This window comes from Acinetobacter genomosp. 33YU (assembly GCF_001990725.1).
Lineage (GTDB): Bacteria > Pseudomonadota > Gammaproteobacteria > Pseudomonadales > Moraxellaceae > Acinetobacter > Acinetobacter seifertii.
In genome coordinates, this window is sequence record NZ_LFZQ01000008.1 from 66,365 (window position 1) to 87,781 (window position 21,417).

At 39.1% G+C, this 21,417-nt stretch carries 15 protein-coding genes and 1 pseudogene; 7 read left to right on the forward strand and 9 right to left on the reverse strand.

Annotation, left to right across the window (positions count from 1 at the left end; genetic code table 11):
• Window positions 1–145: 145 nt before the first annotated feature.
• The 3 genes from AC056_RS09615 to AC056_RS09625 form a co-directional block, all read right to left on the reverse strand.
• Window positions 146–1,492 carry an OprD family outer membrane porin gene (locus tag AC056_RS09615; protein ID WP_077163494.1) on the reverse strand — a complete coding sequence of 449 codons (1,347 nt, stop codon included), beginning with the start codon at window positions 1,490–1,492 and terminating at the stop codon, window positions 146–148.
• A gap of 78 nt (window positions 1,493–1,570) precedes the next feature.
• The gene (locus AC056_RS09620) at window positions 1,571–2,956 is read right to left on the reverse strand and encodes an MFS transporter (protein ID WP_077163495.1); all 1,386 of its coding nucleotides are present in this window, start codon (window positions 2,954–2,956) and stop codon (window positions 1,571–1,573) included.
• A 172-nt stretch (window positions 2,957–3,128) separates the two neighbouring features.
• Complete coding sequence (locus AC056_RS09625) at window positions 3,129–4,073, reverse strand: dihydrodipicolinate synthase family protein (protein WP_000050871.1); 945 nt, start codon at window positions 4,071–4,073, stop codon at window positions 3,129–3,131.
• A gap of 187 nt (window positions 4,074–4,260) precedes the next feature.
• Between AC056_RS09625 and AC056_RS09630 the strand changes: the two genes are divergently transcribed.
• Window positions 4,261–5,151 (forward strand): LysR family transcriptional regulator, encoded by an 891-nt coding sequence (locus AC056_RS09630; protein ID WP_077163496.1) that lies wholly within the window; start codon window positions 4,261–4,263, stop codon window positions 5,149–5,151.
• A gap of 13 nt (window positions 5,152–5,164) precedes the next feature.
• Here AC056_RS09630 and AC056_RS19865 read toward each other — a convergent pair.
• A pseudogene (locus AC056_RS19865) lies at window positions 5,165–5,323 on the reverse strand (hypothetical protein); the annotation flags it as partial.
• 348 nt (window positions 5,324–5,671) lie between these two features.
• Here AC056_RS19865 and AC056_RS09640 point away from each other — a divergent pair.
• The 6 genes from AC056_RS09640 (at window position 5,672) to AC056_RS09670 (ending at window position 14,545) form a co-directional block, all read left to right on the forward strand.
• On the forward strand, window positions 5,672–8,308 hold the full coding sequence (locus AC056_RS09640) for a type VI secretion system Vgr family protein (protein ID WP_077163497.1): 2,637 nt from the start codon (window positions 5,672–5,674) through the stop codon (window positions 8,306–8,308).
• Window positions 8,309–8,310: 2 nt separating this feature from the next.
• The gene (locus tag AC056_RS09645) at window positions 8,311–9,213 is read left to right on the forward strand and encodes a DUF4123 domain-containing protein (RefSeq protein ID WP_077163498.1); all 903 of its coding nucleotides are present in this window, start codon (window positions 8,311–8,313) and stop codon (window positions 9,211–9,213) included.
• A gap of 204 nt (window positions 9,214–9,417) precedes the next feature.
• Window positions 9,418–9,933 carry a DUF3304 domain-containing protein gene (locus tag AC056_RS09655; protein ID WP_039254156.1) on the forward strand — a complete coding sequence of 172 codons (516 nt, stop codon included), beginning with the start codon at window positions 9,418–9,420 and terminating at the stop codon, window positions 9,931–9,933.
• 28 nt (window positions 9,934–9,961) lie between these two features.
• Window positions 9,962–11,476 carry a T6SS phospholipase effector Tle1-like catalytic domain-containing protein gene (locus AC056_RS09660; RefSeq protein ID WP_039254154.1) on the forward strand — a complete coding sequence of 505 codons (1,515 nt, stop codon included), beginning with the start codon at window positions 9,962–9,964 and terminating at the stop codon, window positions 11,474–11,476.
• A 299-nt stretch (window positions 11,477–11,775) separates the two neighbouring features.
• Window positions 11,776–12,483, forward strand: coding sequence for a YoaK family protein (locus tag AC056_RS09665; RefSeq protein ID WP_077163500.1), 708 nt, complete (start codon window positions 11,776–11,778; stop codon window positions 12,481–12,483).
• Between the two features lie 148 nt (window positions 12,484–12,631).
• Complete coding sequence (locus AC056_RS09670; RefSeq protein WP_139344643.1) at window positions 12,632–14,545, forward strand: alpha/beta fold hydrolase; 1,914 nt, start codon at window positions 12,632–12,634, stop codon at window positions 14,543–14,545.
• A gap of 49 nt (window positions 14,546–14,594) precedes the next feature.
• Here the strand turns inward: AC056_RS09670 and AC056_RS09675 are convergent, their stop codons facing one another.
• From AC056_RS09675 to betA, 5 genes are all read right to left on the reverse strand, one after another.
• Window positions 14,595–15,929: a basic amino acid/polyamine antiporter gene (locus AC056_RS09675; RefSeq protein ID WP_019456936.1), complete on the reverse strand. Its 1,335-nt coding sequence runs from the start codon at window positions 15,927–15,929 to the stop codon at window positions 14,595–14,597.
• A 5-nt stretch (window positions 15,930–15,934) separates the two neighbouring features.
• The gene (locus AC056_RS09680) at window positions 15,935–16,813 is read right to left on the reverse strand and encodes a homocysteine S-methyltransferase family protein (RefSeq protein WP_004703215.1); all 879 of its coding nucleotides are present in this window, start codon (window positions 16,811–16,813) and stop codon (window positions 15,935–15,937) included.
• Between the two features lie 215 nt (window positions 16,814–17,028).
• Complete coding sequence (locus AC056_RS09685; RefSeq protein WP_077163502.1) at window positions 17,029–17,499, reverse strand: hypothetical protein; 471 nt, start codon at window positions 17,497–17,499, stop codon at window positions 17,029–17,031.
• 89 nt (window positions 17,500–17,588) lie between these two features.
• A complete protein-coding gene (gene mqo / locus AC056_RS09690; RefSeq protein WP_019456938.1) occupies window positions 17,589–19,229 on the reverse strand; it encodes a malate dehydrogenase (quinone) in 1,641 nt (546 codons plus the stop codon).
• A gap of 510 nt (window positions 19,230–19,739) precedes the next feature.
• A complete protein-coding gene (gene betA / locus AC056_RS09695; RefSeq protein ID WP_077163503.1) occupies window positions 19,740–21,398 on the reverse strand; it encodes a choline dehydrogenase in 1,659 nt (552 codons plus the stop codon).
• Between the last annotated feature and the right edge of the window lie 19 nt (window positions 21,399–21,417).

The window sequence follows — 21,417 nt, forward strand, 5'->3', positions numbered from 1 at the left end:
AAAAGTGTCAACATAACGGTATTTAAAACTTTATGGTTGGTACTTTTACGCTTTATTGAGAACATAATTTTCAAAAAAGCCTTATATTTTTCGGGTTTTATAAATCAATCTAGATGAGTATTGATGCTAAGTCGTTAGCCAACTCTTAAAACGTATAACGATAATTAATAAAAACTCGGTGCTGGTCCCAATCTTTCCGAGACATTCCATTTATTTTTTCACCTAGGTTTGCATTTTCAAACTTTGACTCATAATGCAAAAATGAATAACGCACATCTAAGTTTTTCACCCACGGCAGGGCATAACTCACCGTAAAGTCAAAGTAACGCTCTTTACCCTCAATATCACTGCTAATGTTACTTTGGTGAGCGCCAAAGCCATAAATATACTTCGCTTCGGTTTTTAAACCTTTCACATAGTCTTTCCAGTTATATTTCAAGCGCAGGGCAATTGCGGTTTCATCATTATTGGTAAAGTCGGGGCCAATGGTCGCAGAAGTCGGAAACGGGTTGGTGCCGTGGTCTTGCGTTAAAACCGAGTTGCGGTCGGAGTGCACAGCAAAGTTATCTTCAATCCAAAAGCCATCAAATTTTGAAACGGCAATGCCACCTTCAATATTATTCTTGGCTACATTTACATCGACAAAATAACCATTGCCACGATTGTTAATGTCTTGGCCTTTTACACAGTCCAGCTCGGTTTCGGCACCACATTTAAACAGCTTGCCATCATCACGTGAGAAAAAAGCACCTGTGTTAAATGTCCACATAAGGCCATGCAAAGGCAATTTATATTGCGCAATCGCCCCGGACTTTTTTAAATAATCTTTACTATTTAAATATTCGGCATTTACGCTCCAGTTTTTGTATTGATACTTGGCACCCAGTAAACCGACATAATCAATCCGCTCGTCATTCTCAGTCACAAACTTTTCAAAAGAGTCCATGCTGCGCGGTTTCCAGCGGTCATAATAAGCGATGTAAGTCTGTAGCTGATCATTCAATTGAAACTGACCACTCGCACCCGAAAAAGTGTCGGGCACCGCGCGGTTATTGGTGCTTTTAAGCAAGAGAGAGTCTTGCAACTGGCGACCTAATTTAATTTCGCCTTTGTCGCCCAGTTTTGCTTTGATGTAGAGCTGCCCAAAAGTTGCAAAGTTTTGATCAAGTTTGCCGTTATTTTCAACCTCTAAAAGTTGAGCGCTAGGCTTGCCAGAGTCAAATAACTTGGTGACTGCATAGAGTGAGCCATCCACCCCAAGCCAGTCCCACAAGTAAGGTGACTGATAATTTAACTCAAGCCCTAACGCGCTTTGTTCATATTCACTCGACGAAGGTGAAGGGTTTGTAAGCGTGGGGTGGGCAGTGCCTTCATCGTTCCAGTAACGGGTGTTAAGTTTTAATTCTAACTTGCCAAATTCTTGAGGAAGCTCTGCATAAGCGTTGCTTACGCTGCCTAAACCAATACAGCCCCATAGCAAATATTTATTCATTTTAAATTCCTTTTTTAAGCATGAATAAGCCCTTTGCCTAACGCTGAGGTTAGGCAAGCTTTTTATGAAATGGATGAATTAAGGAGAGAGTTTTTCGAGCACTTGGCCTTTGGTTTCAATGGCAAACAAGAAGGTCACTAGGCCACCAATGAGTGCCACAACGGCAAGCACACTAAACACATATTGAATGCCGTAACCACCAACCACGAGACCCACCATCACAGGCCCAATTGCAGAGCCAGCACGTAACCAAGCGGTACTAAAACCAATGCCCATCGCACGTAGGCGAGTAGGGTAAAGTTCGGCAGCGTAAAGATATAAAGAGAATGAAATCGTTTGCAAAATGGCATAGCTAATCGTTGCGAAAATTACAACTTCCATCGCCGATTTTGCGCCTAAAACCGAGAGACTCATGAGTGGAATAATCGCCAAGAAAAACGCTGCACTATACCAAAGACGGCGACCGACTTTATCAATCATTAACGCACAGATAATAGAGGCAATCACACCCACGCCCGAGGTAATCCAGCCATAACCTAAACTGGTTTGAAGCGACAGACCAAAGTGTTGTTTGTAAAGAGATGGCAGCCAAGTCACCATGGCATTGTTCACCATATACACGCAAAACCACATGCCCCACAGGGTAAAGGTACGTTTGCGGTAGATGCCACGGAACAGCTCGCGCCAGTCGGTTTTTGCCATGCCTTGCGGGTTAATTTCTTTAACCACAGGTTCAGGTAAAGTTTTACCGCTTTTGATGGCACCCTCTTCAAAGCTTTTAACCACTTGATCGGCTTCTTTAAAACGACCTTTTGAAGCAAGCCAGCGTGGTGACTCAGGCAAGAAAAACCGTAAAGGAATGACCAGTAAAGATGGAATTAGGCCCACAATAAACATGACTTTCCAGCCGTAAATTGGCATCAGGAAAAATGCTGCCATGCCTGCAAACATAAGACCAAGTGGAAATAAAACTTCATAGAGCAAGAAAAACTTACCGCGCTTTTCTGCACCAATAAACTCGTTAATATAGGCGCTCGCAACAGGCACTTCGCCACCTGTTCCCACACCTTGTAAGAAACGGAAAATTAACAGCGACATTCCGCTCCACGCAAATAGACAAGAAATATCCATTGCCACAAACAGTAAAATGGTAAAAGACAGCACTTTTAAACGACCGACTTTTTCGGCAAGAGAACCAAAAAAGATTGCACCGACCAGTTGCCCGACATAGCCCGCGGCAATAATTGCACCGACATAGGCAGGCGTCAGGTGCCATTCGGTAATCAGTTGGGGTAAAGCAAAAGCAATCGCAAGAACAGTATAAGCGTCAAAAAAGGTCGCGATCCCAATGGTAATTCGCATAAATTGCAGTCGACCAGTGACGGGTAGTCGTTCGAGTCTTGCAATAATTTCCGCATTTTTTTGATGATGACTAATTTGTTCTACATCCGCTAGATTTGTCATCTTATATCTCCTTATCACTACATTCCTCGTAGTTTTGTTGTTCTATTTCGCACTACCTGTTCACCACAGTTTGCATGCTTTTTATTATTGTTTTTAAGAGACATGCCCGATGTTTGGCCTCAGGCAGCGTACAGGAAAAAAAGGCTAGCGTACATGCTAGCCCGAATAGAATTTAAGCAACGGCTTGGGTTAAATCGACCTTGCCAATGCCGGCTTGACGCATTGCATCATGAATTTCTTGCTCAGCACCATCTGCCAGTGGAAGCAGTGGCGAACGCACAGTGGCATGGTCCAAAATTCCGCGAGCAACCAGTGCATGTTTTAGCGCGACTGTGCCTTCCATGTGTGAACCACGGTGATAAACATTGCGAGTCACTGGTAATAATTGGTCGTGAATCGCACGAGCTTTAGCATAATCTTTGGCTTTACCTGCTTTAATCATTTCAATTAACAGTTCAGGGGCAATGTTGCCATAGCCAACCAAAGCACCGTCTACATCAAACATGGTGTGAAGCAAATATTCATCGTGGCACGTCAATACCTGTAAGTCGGGACGTTCACGACGAATAATCGGAATTTCGACATCCCAACGGCGCATATTACGCACACCATTTTTCATGGCAAATACACCTGGCTGTGCAGAAATATCGAGTAGGGTGTCTAGGTCGTAAGTGGCTTTCGTTGCATCTGGATATTGGAATAAAATAGATGGCAAACCACTTTCTTCATAAATTGCTTTATAGCGGTCTTGCGGTGCGCCTTTTTGATAGCCAAAACGCAACCAGCCATGTGAAGGGTAAATCAAACCTGCCGAAGCACCTGCGCTGACTGCACGTTTTGCTTCTTCTGCTGCAACCGAAGTACCTTCAAGTGTAATCCCTGCGATTACCGGAATTTTGTCATCTACCGATTTAACAAAGCTTTCGATGACCTGCATTTGTTCTTTTTGCGACAAGAATGTTCCTTCACCTGCATGCCCAAGAACAACCAAGCCTTTCACACCATCAATACTACCTAACCATGAACCTAAACGTTGAATTGCATCATGGTCTACTTGTCCATCACGGGTAAAAGGAGTCACAGGTGCTGGGGTTAATCCACGTAAATCTAAACTCATAATCGTACTTCCTATACAGTGTAATTAAATATTCTCTGGTTCTTAATCTGACTTAAATCGTGTTGTAGAGAACATGATTGGAGTATAGAAATATGTGAGCTATGTAGGAATTACCAATTCTTGAATTTCAGTTATACTGAAAATGTATGGCTCAAAATGCTGCCTATTTACGATTTAGGAAGAATCGATGAATTATGAATTATGGAAAATATTTTTAGACGCGGTAGAACTCGGTAGCTTAAGCAAAGTCGCGATGCTGCATAACACCAACCAACCGCAAATCAGTCGGCAAATGAATGAGCTTGAAGCGCAATGTGGTGGACGTTTGTTTAACCGAACTGGACGCGGTGTCGAGCTGACCGATTTAGGCCAGCATTTACTTCCTAAAATTCGTTCATGGCTAAACGTAACCGACCAACTGAATAATGAAATTTTGCACTCGACCGATACTCCAATTGGTACGGTGCGCATAGCCAGTTTGCCGTCTACTGCACATCCCTTGTTATCGACTCTGTATAAAGTGCTTCAACAAAAATATCCCTTAATTAAACTGTCGGTGCGTGAAGGGCAAGGGGTGCATTTAGAAAAATGGCTGGAAGATGGCAGCGTCGATTTAGCTATACTCTATCGCTTTAACCCAACGCCTAAACAGGGTGATGTTTACCTTACCCAAGCCGATACTTATTTGGTCGGCTGTGAAGGAGATACGCTCACTCAAGCCAATGAAGTCGACTTTAAAGAGGTAAGTGATTTACCGCTGGTCACGTTTTGCAGGCCAAGTAACTGGCGCAATTTTTTAGACCACATGGCTTATGAAAATGGGGTAGAGCTGAACATTGTTTTTGAGGCTGACTCGATTAGTTTACAAACCCATTTGGTTTCCGAATCTCGCATGTATACCATGTTGGGGCCGCAAGCGTTAAAGAAGGCCAGCCAATACACCTCAATTCAAGCCGCAAAAATTATTAACCCCGCACTCAAGCGCTATATTTCTTTGTCTATTTCTAAACATGGCTATTTAACGCCTGCGTGTAAGGCAGTAATGGAAGAAATTAGGGATTTGGCTGATTTGCTTTAATGCACTGGTAAAGTTAAGAACGGCACTGTTGCATCGTTCGAAGCATGGTTTTTACAAAATCACGCGGCAATTCTGGGCTTTGTAGACTTAACTTTCTAAGCTTATGCATGAGTTTTGGGGAATATTGGCGTTCTAAACGGTGATAAATACACAAACAGGTCGCGCGGCTATAAATTTTGAGTAAAAATCACAGTTTCATCATAGTCGGAGCGGTTTTAGAGGTCAAATTGATTTGATGATAAAATCGTTAAAAGAAATACTCCAAGTATGTTTTAGAAATGAATAAATATTATTAAGTAAAAATTTAATAATATTTTATTTTTAATTAATAATAAGAAAATTGCGGAATAATTATTCAATTTAGCGAAGTAATTCATTTTAAGATAACTTTTTAATAAAATATTACTATATTTATTTGATTGGTTTTATTGTAGTTTGTTGAGAATAAATATATTTCGTTGTTTGAGGTTATTATGTCTATTTGTTAATATAAATAGGTTGATTTGTGGTTAAAATAACAATGTTAAATAATATATTTGATTTCTTAGATAAAATTGGTTTCGCTTCACAAAAACGGGCATTACATATTTATTTTGCTCATCCCGAAATAAATAATCAGGTTTTTTTACAACGTATTGATGGCTTTCATGCAATTAATGAAGGTCTCTCTGCTGAGCTGATTTGTTTATCAACAAATCCTTATATTTCGTTAAAACAATTTATAGGTTGTCAGGTTGCAGTAGAACAAGTAACAGATTCGGGTAAATTATTTAGAACGACAGGAATTATTACAGGGGCGAGTCAAGGGCAAAGCGATGGCGCTCTTTGCTTATATAAACTGAATATGCAAGATGCGACCAGTTTATGGCACAAACGACGTAATAGTCGGGTGTTTATGAACAAAAGTGTGGTAGAAATTATTGAGATTATTTTTAAAGAATGGCAAAACAAAAGCCCCTTATTTGCCGCAAGTTTACAAATAGATAGCAGTGGTTTAACCAAGAATTATGATGTTCGACCTTTTTCTATGCAGTCAAATGAAAGTGATTATGCATATTTAACCCGTCTCATGCGGGAAGAGGGCATCAACTGGTTAATTGATGAAACAGAGACTATAGTCTTGAGCAATAGCCAGACGATTGAGCCTCAAAAATTACGCCTTATTGATCATAATCATGAATATAAAATCTTAGAGCGTCGGGCTATTCGCTACCATAGAAGTCATGCAACTGAACAAAATGACAGTATTACCAGTTTTATTACGCAAAGACAGTTGCAACACACTGCAATCCATCTTCAACGTTGGCAAGCGGATAATTTAAGTCAAGAAGATGCAAGTGGCAGTGTTTTAAGCGCACATCAGCATAGTTCACAGCGAGATAATGAAAGTTTAAGTCTTGAACAGGCATGGACCATTACACCTGCTTGGATTGCGGACCTAAATGGAGAAGATCAGGCAACTACTTCAAGTAACAGTCAGATTGAAAAATTAAATAAACAATTAAATCAATATCAAGCTTTGCAGGCAAAGTATTTTATTGCTCAAAGTAGTGTACGAGATGCTCAAGTTGGTTATTGGTTTCAGTTAAATGAACATCCTGAGCTTGAAAAAAATCATGAAATTTCTGATAAAGAGTTTTTGATTTTAAGTAAGCGGTTTTATAACCAGAATAACCTGCCTAAAGATATACGGGATCAAGTTGAGCAACTATTAAGTTTGAGCCATTGGCAAGTCAGCCATGATAGAGCGCAAGAAAGACAAGCCAACGAATTAGTAGTTGTTCGTCGTTATATTGATATTGTTCCAGAATTTGACCCATTAATACATCGTCCCTCGGCCCATGTGCAACGAGCCAAAGTAGTGGGTTTAGATGGAGAAGAAATTCATGTAGATGAATGGGGCCGTATCAAGGTTCGTTTTTTATTCACCCGTACCGATGATCACCAACATGATGGAGGTGCAGGAAGTAATGACAATGATACAGATTCTGCTTGGGTGGATGTACTAACGCCATGGGCAGGGGAAGGATACGGTGCCCGCTTTTTGCCAAGGGTGGGTGAAATCGTTGTAATAGATTTTTTTGATGGAAATATTGACCGTCCATTTGTTACAGGGCGAATTCATGAAGGGCAACGGTCACCCACCAAATTTGATATTAAAGGTCAGCTACCCGATACCAAAAAGTTAAGTGGTATTCGCTCTAAAGAGGTAGGCGGGTCTGGATTTAACCAACTTCGTTTTGATGATACGACTGGGCAAATTAGTACCCAACTCCACAGTAGTCATGGGGCGAGTCAGTTAAATTTAGGTAACTTAAGTCATCCTAAAGAGCAGGCTGAGAGTGATGGAAGAGGTCAAGGGTTTGAACTCAGAACTGATCAATGGGGAGCTGTACGCGCAGGTGACGGTTTACTGATTTCAACATATAAACAAAAAAATGCAGCTCACGATGCGCTTAATCTAGAGCAGACGATTGCTGATTTAAAAACACATAAAGAATGGAATACAGTTCTAGAAGATAATGTAAAAGAACATAAAGTCATGGCACTAGATGCTTTAGCGACATTGACAAAAAGTATTGAGGCTTTAGAGGCAGCAGGTAAAGAGGCTGAAGTTCAAACGTTAAAAGAAGCGATTATTATTCTAACGAGTCCAGCAGATATTACTTTAAACTCATCTAAAAATATTCTTATTCAAAGTCAGTCAAATACCCATATTTCAGCTAAAGAGAATATTAATTTGATGAGTGATCAAAATACGGTTTTAGCAAGTCAAAAGAAATTAAGTCTTTTTTCTTATGAAGACCTTATGCAAATTATTAGTGCCAAAGGAAAGTTAGAAATACAAACTCATGAAAAATCAATTGAAATGATTGCGAATGAGGTTGTTAAAATTTTGTCTGTTAAATCCAATATTGAACTTACTTCGCCAGAAGAAATTACTTTAACTGCTAAAGAATCCCAAATCAAAATTAATGGAAGTGGTGTATTTATTACCACCTCTGGAAAATTTGAAGTTAAAGCAGGTCAGCATGTCTTTTTGAGTGGTGCAAAGGCTGACTTACCAAAACTAACGTGGTCATTTAAAGAAAAAACGGCGAGTTGTATGAAGAATGCGAGTGAATCACATGAAGCCTTCGTTGGTTTTGAGGGATAATCATGGAAATTTGCACTCAATCGCCAGATTTTTTGGACAATATATTTGTACCTACAGAAGAGGTTGATGAAAGCTTTTATTATTTTTTAATCGATAGTAGTTCTTTTTCAGGTGTGGATAGCTTTTGTAAGGATTTTCCATTTGATGGTGGGCAGAAAATAAACCTCTACTCAGATTTTTCTGAAAATCTACAAGAAAATGGAGCACTACTTTATTCTTTTACTCACGAAGAATGTATTAAAAATATCGAACTAATTAAAAACATTAGAGACCAAGGTGGGCTAAATTTCTTCAATTCTTATTTTGAAATTGAACAAATTAAAGAACATCTTGAAGAACTGATGGAAATTAGGCAACCTAATGGAAAAAGTGCTTTATTTCGATTTCAAGACAATTTTGCTTTTCATGCAACGGTAAGTGTATTAAATGAATTGAAATGGAGAAAAATATTATCATTTAAAATTAATTATTGGATTTGGCAAAATATTGATAATACTTTTCATCGTTTAGATAATTTTCCAACCAATCGCTCCATTCTTACTACATTAAGTTTTTCAGAAGATGAGTTTAAAGAGATCAATATTAACCTTAAGCCAATGCGATTAATGCCTCTATTGAAAGAATATGATGAAAATTTAAAAGAATTACCTTTTTATCAGCTCTATGAAATAGCAATAAACTTGCTTAAAGAAGCTAAAAAACAACGGTTGATCAGTTTTGAAGATGAAATTTTATTTAGTACTTTATATCACAAATTTGGTGAGTTCTTTCTTGTTGAAGGGCCCTTTAAAAAAGCTTTAATCAAAACTCAAATGACAACAATGAGTTTTCAAAAAACGACAGACGAAATTGATTTAGAAGAGCTAGATGATTGGTATAAAAAATATCAAAAAATTCAAGTCTAAATATATTTATTGCAGAGATATTACATTGATAAAAGCTCTAAAAATATTATTTTGTACAGTAGCATTACCCTTGAGGGTTGCATGTCAAGCTGAAAAAGCTAAGAAAATTACTTTAAGCTCTCCAACAATATGGAGCAATATCCCTGAAAATGAATCAGTTCGAATAAAGTATCCAGATTAAATATGACAAAGTGGAATGAAATAATGAAGAATATTTTTAAAGTAATACTGTGCGCAGCCATACTCCCGCTCATGGTTGCCTGTCAGGCCGAAACGGTCGATTTAACATTTATGGTTTATAACTATAGTACCTATGGCATGGCAGATATTTCTGTAAATGGTCGAGGAAACACTAATTCTGGAGCAGCAGAGCGGTTGGGCAGTGTAGGAGGTTCAGGAACAGCTTGTTGTGTTCATTTAGTGGCAAACAGTAATACTGCCGATGTAAGCTTTTATACGGATATGGGGGATGGCTATAAACAGTACCATATTAAAGTTCCTGTAGAAAACCTCAAAGATACTCCGCGTTCATATGCAGTTTTACATTATTTCCCAAATAATACTGGGGTCATAGAAGTGACTATGCGTTGGCCAAGTTTTAGAAAAGATTTATTTGATAAAGCACTTGGGGATAAAGCAAAAAAAGTGACTTTAAGTTCACCTCAGATGTGGAACAAGATTCCTGAGAATGAAGCAGCCCGTATCCAATTTCCTGATTAAAAAATTTTAAAATATCAAGACAACGACTATGACTCAAGCAATACAAAATGAAACTCGTTCTGTTAGAGATATGCTTATAGCAGCTAAAGTTTTAGCAAAAGATGGTAAGGCTACAGAAAGCCCTTGCAAAACTTGTCGTGTACCAGTTTGGGTTAGTTTCTTTTTTGATGGTACAGGAAATAATAAAGATGCTGATGCAGCGACTTTAAACCAGACTAATGTAGTCGCTCTTTTTGAAGCACATAAACAAGAACCAGAAAAAGGAATACAAAAATTTTATTATGAAGGTTTAGGTACACAGTATAAGTTTGATAAATATTCAGTAGTGGACACAGCAAAAATTAGTGCTGCTGCACGGAGCTTAAATGGAAGAAAAATTGATATTACTGATGCTGAGTGGCGTAAACAAGGTTACAGTGAAAGTGGAAAGGGTATACAAGGAGCTTTGGGCCTAGGTGTTGCATTAGGTATACAACAACGCTTACAGAAAGCTATTTTTGAGTTAGTCGATTATTTAGAAAGAATTTATCAAAAAAATGGTATTACTGAAATTAATCTTTCTGCTTTTGGGTTCTCACGTGGTGCAACAGAAGCTCGTATTTTTATGAACTGGTTACAGCATGCACCAAATGTGACTAGCCAAGGTGCAGGAAGTGGTAAAAAATTGTTTTATCGAGGTAAACCTATAAAAATAAAGTTTTTAGGTATTTTTGACACAGTAGAGTCAATTGGTAATGCTGGGCAAAATAAAAATCCTGAGTTATATAGAACACGCATAGAAGACTATATAGAGCATAGTATGCACTTGGTTGCATCTCTTGAAATGCGACAGTCTTTTCCTTTAACACCCACAGGTAAACCTACGGCAACTACTGTAAAAGGCCTTGTTCATGACCAAAAGGTTTACCCAGGTGTACATTCTAATGTCGGGGGAGGTTATATGCCTATGGAACAGGCACGTATTTTAGGACTATGCCGTATTACTTTACATGCTATGTATAACCGTGCCTGTGCTTATGGATTAAAATTTTTTACACTTAAGGAAATGAATACTTTAATTGATAAAAAATCTTCATATAAGAAATTTTATACTTTTGATTCCAAATGGCAGCAAGATTTAAATAATTTTATGGCATATGTCAAAGGAGGAACCTCTTTTGAACAGCAAATGCAGAGTCAAATTGCGTTATATCATCAATGGATTCGAGAGGGCGGATATGCTCGTTTTATTCATCGTAAAACGAGAGAGCGAATCGGCCGAAAAGAAAAAATCACAGCCATCACAAAACTCAATGATGGCTTGTTTGAGAATATCCGTCAGGCACTCAATGTATATGTACCAGAAGGTGCGAGGCCTTATGATGTGATAAAAGGCAGAGATCGTAAAAGTACTCTACCAAAAGAAGTGGTTTACTATTTTGAAAACTATGTTTGTGACTCAGTCGGTGGCTTTATTGCTGAGGCCAGTGATTTCCAAGCAATTCTCAATGATGGTAAAGCACCTAATTATTTTATTCCTAGAGGGATTGCTAGACCTACTTAATTAAATAAAGCAATTTGTAGTACTTCTAAATAAGAGATACCGCAAACTCAGTTTATTGATGCTTATGAACAAGCCCAACAGACAGATAACTTTTTAAATGCATCTTAGTGATGCATTTAAAATACCTTAGCTTTAAAAATAAAAAGTCCAATTGCATTGTATCTGGTTTAAATACACTCTGACTTAAAATGAACAGCTAGGTTTTTACATAAAGATCTGTTGTTATTAAAGATCGAAATTTATATTAAATTTCTGACAAAAATTTCTAATTAAAAAACCAATATTTGATAGGAAGTGTAATGCCAGAGACTTCAATTCAACAAGAGACACAAAGTACATGGGCACTATGTCGAGATCCTGTTTTACTGACTATGGTTGGTGGAGCAATTGATACCATTGGCTTTATTGCGTTATTTGGTTTTTTTACAGCGCATGTCACGGGTAACTTGGTACTGGCAGGAGCGGCTTTGGTGAAGGGCGGCACAGGTGTCTGGATTAAACTTGCGGCTATCCCATTGTTTATTTTGACGGTGGTGATTACCAAACTTTTAATTGACCGTAGTCAGGCTAAACATAAAACGCTGTCTTATTTATTTTTGTTTGAAGCTATTTTCCTGTGTGCCTTTATGGTTGCTGGGCTTTACTTTGAGCCATTTAAAAATGCCGATGCGATTACCGTTGCTATCACGGGTGGCCTCGGTTTAATTGCTTTAGCTATTCGTAATACCTCAAGTAAAACCCTCATTAAAAATATTAGCCCAAGTACCATGATGACAGGCAACACCACCCAGCTTGGTATTGATATTGCCAACTTGCTTAAAAACAATAACGCAGCCAATCGGGCAAGTTTGCTTAAAAGTGCCAGTATTGTGATTGGCTTTGTGATTGGTGCTTTTATGGGGGCTGTGCTTTATGTCTATTTTGACTTTTGGAGTGTAGCGCCGTTTATTTTACCTATCCTTTATTTTTCTTATTTGGCTTCACAGCAGAAGTTTAAACAAGCTTAAACAGAGCTGTTGAAAGAGCCTGAATTTAAAAAAATTCGGGCTTTTATTTTTTTAATAAAGCACCATTGAAGTTGAGCTGAAATTGTTCGTTCACAGCTTTACAGGCATAATGACGAATGGGGAAATACATTCGATAAAGGAATGCACAATGACAAAGTCTGGCCATTATTTAGTGCTTGCAATAATGGGACTGCTCAGCGGTTGTCAGGTCATTCATTTAAAAGAAAGTAACTTAAGTAGCGCTTTGAAAAGTAAAAATGAAAGCATTTTGACTGACAATACTTTAAGTCATCAAACCCAAAACTTACTGTATTTGGTCAAAGAAAATGAAAAGTCTTGTCTGCAAAATTTTGATGATTGTTTAAAGAAAATTCAGGGACTGTCTGAAAATAGCAGCAGAGAAGAGCGTTATGCTGCGCTCAGTGAAATTTACTTGGCAAAAGCTTTAGATGTGGGACGTAGTAGCCAGTGTAATGTGGGTAGTAAAAATAATCGTTGTGTCGAGCAAGAGTTAGCACTATTTGATAAAAGCTTGCGTTATAGCTATGTTTATTTGTTTGACTCTGAAGAGTCGCCGTTCGATCGGGTATTTGACCATCGGCAAAATCAGGTACGTATTTTTTATAACGTGGCTTTGTCAAAGCTTATGACCACGTATTTTAATCATTTAAATACGCTTCATTTCCCACCGCTACTAAAAGCAGATGGGCATGAGTACCATGTCAATTTTGACCATGCAGTAGATGTACAAAATATTGAAGTCGATACCTTTCGCTCTAGCTATAACATGAACTTTTCAGGGTTTAATACCGTCAACCGTAAGGACGGTTTAGGAGCCGAGTTTATTGTTGGGCGTAAGGAGCATGATGTAAATCATGGTTTCATTTTAGACCCCGACGCTTTTTACGCTCACCAGAGCAATCCGAATATACATTTACCACGCTTCTTTCCAGTCACAGCCATTGCCTACCCAAAACAAAAGGCCACAGCCGATCAGATCATTGCTGGGGCAGACTTAGAAATTGCCATGTTCGACCCATACCGAAAGGATCGTGTAAAAGTTGAAGGTGTGGACTATCCGCTGACTGCAAACTATTCGGCACCTTATGGGCTGTGGCTGTCAAAATATAATTTAGGTGCGGCGGGTTATTGGTCTTTAGTGAATAAAGAATCGAATTTGATCATGCCGCATTTATATATGTTGGAACCCTTTAACCCGAATAAAAAAATCATTGTATTTATTCATGGCTTAGCAAGTAGCCCAGAGGCTTGGGTGAGCCTAACCAATGACATTATGGGAGATGCCGAATTAAGGAAAAACTACCAAGTTTGGCAAGTGTTTTATTCAACCAATATGCCGATTTTTGAAAGTCGTTTTCAGATTTATTCATTGCTGAATCAGGCTTTTCAAAATGTTGCCAAAGACAGCTATGCTGCACATGATGCAGTGTTGGTTGGGCATAGTATGGGCGGAGTGATTAGCCGCCTATTAGTAAGCGATGCTGATGTTTCAGAGCAAGCCATGCAAAAAATGAATGAAGCACAGCTAAATCGTTTAAAGGAAAATCCTGTTATTCGAGAGCGTTTTCAGTTCAAGACTTTGCCGTATTTTAAGCGGGTTGTTTTTGTTTCGGCGCCGCATCATGGTACCGACTATGCTGATCGATGGTTTACCCAAATTGCTCGCCGTGTTATTCGTTTGCCTGCTGACTTTTTTATTGCGGTCGAAATGAGAGATGAGAAAAATACAAAACTCAGAAAAGGTTTGATTGAAAACGGAGCGAGTAATTTGAGTCGCTCTTCTAGCTTTATGCAACTTACGCAAGCCATTCAGCCATCGTCCAACGTGGTCTATCACTCGATTATGGGCAATATAAATGGCACCACAGATAAGTCAAAAAGCAGTGATGGGATTGTGCCGTATCAAAGTTCACATTTGGGTGGGGAGCAGTCGGAGCTGATTATTAAAGGTGGGCATTCAATTCAAACTAGCCCTGAGGCAATTTTAGAATTACGTCGTATTTTAAGATTGCATTTAAAGCAGTCACAGCTTTCAAAATAGAATTTTTTTAGAAAACCACTGCTGACGGGCTCAACAGTGGTTGAAGTGATTAATTAAGCTGGTTTTGTTTGAGCGATTTTTTATGCTCAAAGTAGCTGATTGAAAAAATAACCAAGCCGACCAAATACAACACGCCAGACAACAGCAGCAAGTCTAAGCCTGCCGCGTAGAGCAACCAAAGTGCATAGATTGAAGCAACACTTGCAATCGCAATATGCGGCGTGCGTTTATGGCGAATCGATTCTTTAAGATAAAAAGCCGACACCAGAAAATAAGGCAGCAAAATCATCACCGATGAAATCAATAAAAGCTGAGTGTAGTTTTTATTGAAAAAATACACAGCAATCAGAGAGCCTTGTACCACAATAGTCGTGAGCCAAAGTGATGAAATGGGTACATTGTTCTGATTATTCTTTAAAAATAATTTAGGGAATGCACCATTTTTTGCGGCTAAAAATGGAATTTCGGTCGCAAATAAAGTCCAGCTTAAATAAGAAGATGAAACTGAAATAATCAGCCCGATGGTAATAATGATGGTACCCGGTAAGCCGATCAATTGCTGCAAAATGGTCGCCATAGATGGGTTATGCATGCCTGCAAGGGCTTCACGACTTGCCACACCATAAGCCAGTACTGTCACCATGACGTAAAAACTTAACGCCAGTAACACACCTAAAATGGTGGCTTTACCAATGTCATTACGGTTTTTTGCACGCGATGATAAAACCACAGCACCTTCAATACCCGTAAATACCCAAAGGGTAATGAGCATCAGGTCTTTGACTTGCTGCCAAAGGGGAACTTTTAAAGAGAAGTCATTTAAGTTGAGTTTGAATAAATCAAACTTAAAGGCAATGAAGGTAAAGAAGATGAAAACCACCATTGGAATAATTTTGGCAATGGTCGCCAGCAAATTTACAACAGCGGCTTCTTTAATGCCTCGGCTCACTAACCAATGTACCAGCCATACAAAAATGCTTGAACCAATCAGAGAGTAGAGCGTGTTACCTTCACCAAAAATAATATGGTCTTTGCTGTCGGTAAACATACCAACGCCTGAAAAGGCAATGACCACATAGCCGACAATACCAATGGTGGTACATAACCAATAACCCCACGCCGAGCAAAACCCGATGAGGTCTCCAAATCCTTCCCGCGCATAGTTATAAATACCGCCGTCTAGATCTGGTCGTTGACGGGTTAAATGCAACAATGACAGGGCTAAGAAAATAATGCCGACCCCAGTAATGAGCCATGCAACAAGAAGGGCAGAGCCGTTGGCAACTTGAGCCATATTTTGGGGAAGGCTAAATACGCCAGACCCCACCATAGAGCTAAATACCAGCGCTGTAAGAGACAACAATCCGATTTTGGCAGCAGACATGGTATTTATTCTTTAAAAAATTGAGAAAGTTCAGCAATGTGTTCTGGTCCAATACCACAGCAACCGCCAACCAGACTTGCACCTGCTTGCTGCCACTGTTTAGCAAAACCAAGATAAGCTGGAGCATCTAAGTCTTTACGAATTTCATCTAAGCCATCGTTCGCAGTAGCGCTGTCATCTTGTGGTGGGAAAGCGTTGGCATAGGCGCCAATTTGTACAGACTCTGGAATAAGTCCTTTAATCTCATTAATCGCTTGCAAGATCACTTCAGGTTGGCAGCAGTTAAACAACACTGCTTTGGCATTGGATTGTTTGATGAAATCAGCCACTTGCTGCATGTTTTCGCCTGAACGAAGTAAAGCTTGTTCCTGTTTAATTTCATCTTGCAGTGTAAATGACACCCAATAGTCCTTACCATCTTGTGGCAATAACGCGTGTACTGTTTCAACTTCTTTTAAGCAAGACTGAGTTTCAGCGAGCCAGAAATCTACTTCTGGTGCCAATGTGTTAATGATAGGCTCAGCTAGGTTTTTAGCCTGTTCTGGTTGGAACAAGTCTGCACGGTAAGAACCAAATAACGGTGGTAAGCAGCCTGCGATTTTGACATTTTTACCGCTTTCTTTAACTGCATTTTTCGCTTGTTCGATGGCAACTTTAATTAAACGTACGCCGTCAGTTTCAAAGCGTTCCTGACCAATGTGAAATGGTACAACTGCGTAGTTGTTAGTCGTGATGACTTCTGCACCAGCATTAATAAAGTCGAGGTGAACTTCTTTTACTGTTTCAGGTGCTTCAATAAGTGCTAAAGCAGACCATTCTGGTTGACGAAATGGAGCGCCACGACGGGCCAATTCACGGCCTAAACCGCCATCTAAAATTTTCATAAATTACAACATAAAGGGAGAAAAGTAATTCAGCTAATCTAACGTGTAGGTGAATTCTATTCAATCACTAATATGCTCGATATATTTCAAAAAAAATGAGATGGTTATGAAAAATTTTTCTTAAAAGGAATTCTGTAAATGCTGTTCAGTTTTACTGATGAACTTCACATGAAAATGAGCGTGTATTGGTTGGCAAACATAGAATGAAAACGATCTTACAAAGCGCCATATTGTTGCCAGTTTTCACCTGTATGCTGTGTTTTATAATAGGCTTGAAGTTGTTTAAGCTGTGTAAAATGTACACCCGACCAAATTAATAAACTAATGAATAATAAAACTTTAGATAAGCTACGAACTTTATTGAAGCGAGCAAAAGCTAACATAACAAAGAACAATGCAGGTAAAAATATAAAGAACTGGAGAGGTGAGAAAAATAAATGAGTACTACTGAAATATAACGCGGCTGCACTTAGCAGCACATTTAAAACTGAACAGATTTTCTGGTACTTGCCGAGCTTAAATGCATAGGCAGTGATAATAAATAATACGGCTGAGCTGACGTAAATGGCTGTACCACCAATCATCCACATATAAAATCCGCTTAACAAAAGATAAGCCAGTAGCAAAACAAGTACGAGCTTAAAACAAAATGATAAGAGGCGAGGTGATGAGTTTAAAGGCGTCATAGCGAATCTATATCTCAACTAAGGTCTTAAAAAACAAAAGGACGAATCGAAACTCATCCTTTTGGAGTTTTACTTATACATCGTCAAACTTAGTTTGCTTTTGCAACAGGGGCAGCAGCAGATTCATCGTTTGCAGCTTTGAACGGAGATGTATAGTTCAAGCCAAGCGTAGAACTTGTGTACTGACGAACTTTATCGAGTAACACTGGGTCTTTGCTCAAGTCTTGCTTATAAGAAACTACAATTTCATGAAGCTTTTGGTTCCACTTACCTTCAGTTTGCTGAGGGAAAGCTTTTTCAAGTAAGTTAAGCATGATGTATGGAGAAGTCGAAGCACCCGGAGACGCACCTAACAACGCAGTTACAGCACCGTCTTTAGAAGCAAAGATTTCTGTACCGAATTGAAGTGTTGCTGGTTTACCCGGTTCTTTCTTGATGATCTGAACACGTTGACCACCTTGGCTTAAACGCCAGTCTTCAGCTTTCGCATCTGGGTAGTATTTACGAAGTTCATTTAGACGGTCTTGGTCTGACATCATCACTTGGCTGACCAAGTATTTAACAAGATCAAGGTTTTCCAAACCAACAGTGGTCATTGGTAAAATGTTGTTTTTGTTGGTTGATGCAAGCAAATCAAGCTGTGAACCATTTTTCAGGAACTTGTTTGAATAGGTTGCAAATGGTCCAAACAATACATATTTTTTACCGTCGATATAACGTGTATCAATATGTGGTACAGACATTGGAGGCGCACCAAGTTCAGCACGACCATATACTTTTGCGGTATGTTGAGCAGTAATTGCTGGGTTATCAGTGATTAAGAACTCACCACCTACAGGGAAGCCAGCATATTGTTTCGCTTCTGGTAAACCAGTAAGTTGCAATAATTTAACCGCTGCACCACCTGCACCGATAAATACAAAACGTGTTTTAACGTGATCTGTTTTACCAGTTTTTAAATCTTTGAAAGTTACAGTCCAAGTTTTGTCATCATTTTGGCTGATGCCAGAAACTTCAGTTGAAGTCTGTAATTTGAAATTTGGGTTTTGGCTTAAGTGTTTCACTAACTGATTCGTGATTGAACCGTAGTTAACGTCTGAACCAACTTCCATACGCGTCGCTGCAACTTTTTGAGTTGGGTCACGATCGTTCATCACTAAAGGTGCCCATTGTTTAATCACAGCTGGGTCTTCAGTAAATTTCATACCTTTGAACAACGGGCTTTGAATCATGGCAGCATAACGTTTTTCTAAGAACTGAACGTTATCGCCCCAAACGAAAGCAATGTGTGGAACAGGGTTAATGAATGATTTCGGTTCAGCTAAAACGCCTTGTTTTACCTGATATGACCAGAACTGTTTTGCTACTTCAAACTGAGAAGCAACTTTTTCAGCTTTGGCAATTTCCATCTTACCGTTTTTCTCTTCGGTATAGTTCATTTCCATAAAGCCAGAGTGGCCTGTTCCGGCATTGTTAAAGCCGTTTGAACTTTCTTGAGCAACTTGATCAAGACGCTCATACATACGAATTTGCCAATTTGGTTCAAGCTCAGTGAAGTAAGTACCGAGAGTGGCACTCATGATGCCGCCGCCAACAAGAACGGCATCAACAACTGGCTCATCTTTTGCAGTTTGCACTTGTTTTGACGCAATCGGTCTAAACAAGAAAACAATACCTGCAATTAAAATAATAATGATTAATACCAGAAGGTATTTCAAAAACTTTTTCATGCAAGGGGAACCTTAAAATAAGTTATTTGAGTCACTTAAGGTGTGAGGAAACCTAGACAGCGTATCCAGACAAAACGGATATAAATGCGAAAGTAAAATTCTCCAAAACAGAGAACTTTAAAAAAAGAAAAATTACTTGGGATTATCGCAAACACTCTATATTTTAGACTAATTTTGCATTGACAAGACAATTTTTATAATAAATGGGTTCTATCAAAATCATAAATATGATTTATATTTAATCAAATTAAGCTTTTATAAGATTATTTTTTGCTGATATTTTTATATAAACATTTGAAAATTATTAATTTAAATAATTGTGGTTAAAATTAAATCACTTGATGGTAATTTGCATATAAAAATAGATTAATTTTTATTTCATGCCATATTTGTGTAAATGTTTAGCTTATAGCCGCTTATTTTTTGTCATACATAGTTCTTATTAATGTTTATGCGATGCCGATTAAATTCAGGGCATATTTCTGTATAAGAAATATGCCCTTAACGGTTTTATGACGCTACATAAAACGGTGCAGTTGAACGTGGTAACGCTTCGCGTCCACGAATTTGGTCTGCAATTTTCTCGGCAATCATAATGGTGGTGGCGTTTAAGTTACCCGTAATAATGAGCGGCATAATTGAGGCATCAACTACACGTAAACCATTCATACCGTGTACACGGCCTTGACCATCTACAACAGCCATCTCGTCTTCGCCCATCTTACAGCTACAAGACGGGTGGTAAGCCGTTTCTGCATGGTTACGAACAAAGTCATCAAGCTCTGCATCACTTTGCAAATGTTTACCCGGACTAATTTCTTCACCACGATATGGATCAAGCGCAGGTTGCTGCATGATTTCACGTGTAATACGAATTGCATCGCGGAACTCACGCCAGTCTTGTTCAGTTGACATGTAGTTAAACAAAATACTTGGATGTTCAAACGGATCTTTCGATTTAAGTTTGATACGACCACGTGAAGGCGAGCGCATTGAGCCTACGTGTGCTTGGAAACCATGTTCTTTTACGGCATTACTACCGTTGTAGTTAATAGCTACTGGCAAGAAATGGTACTGAATGTTTGGCCACTTGAACTCGTCCGAACTACGGATAAATCCACCCGCTTCAAACTGGTTACTTGCGCCAATACCTGTACCGTTAAATAACCACTCAGCACCAATGGCTGGTTGGTTATACCATTTTAAAGCAGGGTATAAAGAAACGGGTTGCTTACATTTATACTGTAAGTACATTTCCAAGTGGTCTTGCAAGTTTTCACCTACACCTGGCAAATCATGAACCACATCAATGTCCATTGATTTTAAGAAAGTACTTTGACCAACACCAGAACGCTGTAAAATTTGTGGTGAAGCAATGGCACCTGCGCACAGTAGTACTTCGCGTTTTGCTAAAGCACGTTGCATGTTGTTTTGATCAGCACCAATAATGTATTCAACACCAATCGCTTGCTTTTGATTAAATAAGATTTTATTGGTTGTGGCATGAGTCAGAATGGTCAGGTTTGGACGACCTTTAGCCATATCCAAATAACCACGTGCGGTACTTGAACGACGACCTTTAGGTGTAACCGTGCGGTCCATTGGGCCAAAACCTTCTTGTTGGTAACCGTTTAAGTCGTCTGTACGTGGGTAACCTGCTTGTACGCCTGCTTCAACCATGGCATGGAACAACACATTGTTGCCATTTTTAGGCGTAGCAACGGATACAGGGCCACTGTCACCATGATAGTCATTGCCACCAATGTCACGAGTTTCGGCTTTTTTGTAGTAAGGCAAACAATCGGCATAAGTCCAGTGTTCAAGACCTTTATGAGTTGCCCATTGTTCTAAATCCATCGCGTTACCGCGGATATAGCACATGCCGTTAATTAAAGATGAGCCACCTAAACCTTTACCACGACCACATTCCATACGGCGGTTATTCATATGTGGTTCAGGGTCGGTTAAATAAGCCCAGTTATAGCGACGACCTTGAAGAGGGTAGGCCAAAGCTGCCGGCATTTGTGTACGGAAATCCAAGCGATAATCTGGTCCACCTGCTTCTAAGAGTAAAACGGTGGTATCTTTGTCTTCAGTCAGACGCGCAGCGAGTACATTTCCGGCAGATCCTGCGCCAATAATAATGTAATCAAATTCTTTAATATTCATAACTATCCTTTTTACTAAC

Bases quoted from the DNA above. Each gene is read 5' to 3' on its own strand.
- betA (WP_077163503.1), bottom strand. From the start codon at position 21,398: ATGAATATTAAAGAATTTGATTACATTATTATTGGCGCAGGATCTGCC.
- AC056_RS09615 (WP_077163494.1), bottom strand. From the start codon at position 1,492: ATGAATAAATATTTGCTATGGGGCTGTATTGGTTTAGGCAGCGTAAGC.
- AC056_RS09660 (WP_039254154.1), top strand. From the start codon at position 9,962: ATGACTCAAGCAATACAAAATGAAACTCGTTCTGTTAGAGATATGCTT.
- AC056_RS09680 (WP_004703215.1), bottom strand. From the start codon at position 16,813: ATGAAAATTTTAGATGGCGGTTTAGGCCGTGAATTGGCCCGTCGTGGC.
- AC056_RS09640 (WP_077163497.1), top strand. From the start codon at position 5,672: ATGTTAAATAATATATTTGATTTCTTAGATAAAATTGGTTTCGCTTCA.
- AC056_RS09645 (WP_077163498.1), top strand. From the start codon at position 8,311: ATGGAAATTTGCACTCAATCGCCAGATTTTTTGGACAATATATTTGTA.
- AC056_RS09620 (WP_077163495.1), bottom strand. From the start codon at position 2,956: ATGACAAATCTAGCGGATGTAGAACAAATTAGTCATCATCAAAAAAAT.
- mqo (WP_019456938.1), bottom strand. From the start codon at position 19,229: ATGAAAAAGTTTTTGAAATACCTTCTGGTATTAATCATTATTATTTTA.
- AC056_RS09685 (WP_077163502.1), bottom strand. From the start codon at position 17,499: ATGACGCCTTTAAACTCATCACCTCGCCTCTTATCATTTTGTTTTAAG.
- AC056_RS09675 (WP_019456936.1), bottom strand. From the start codon at position 15,929: ATGTCTGCTGCCAAAATCGGATTGTTGTCTCTTACAGCGCTGGTATTT.
- AC056_RS09655 (WP_039254156.1), top strand. From the start codon at position 9,418: ATGAAGAATATTTTTAAAGTAATACTGTGCGCAGCCATACTCCCGCTC.
- AC056_RS09665 (WP_077163500.1), top strand. From the start codon at position 11,776: ATGCCAGAGACTTCAATTCAACAAGAGACACAAAGTACATGGGCACTA.
- AC056_RS09630 (WP_077163496.1), top strand. From the start codon at position 4,261: ATGAATTATGAATTATGGAAAATATTTTTAGACGCGGTAGAACTCGGT.
- AC056_RS09670 (WP_139344643.1), top strand. From the start codon at position 12,632: ATGACAAAGTCTGGCCATTATTTAGTGCTTGCAATAATGGGACTGCTC.
- AC056_RS09625 (WP_000050871.1), bottom strand. From the start codon at position 4,073: ATGAGTTTAGATTTACGTGGATTAACCCCAGCACCTGTGACTCCTTTT.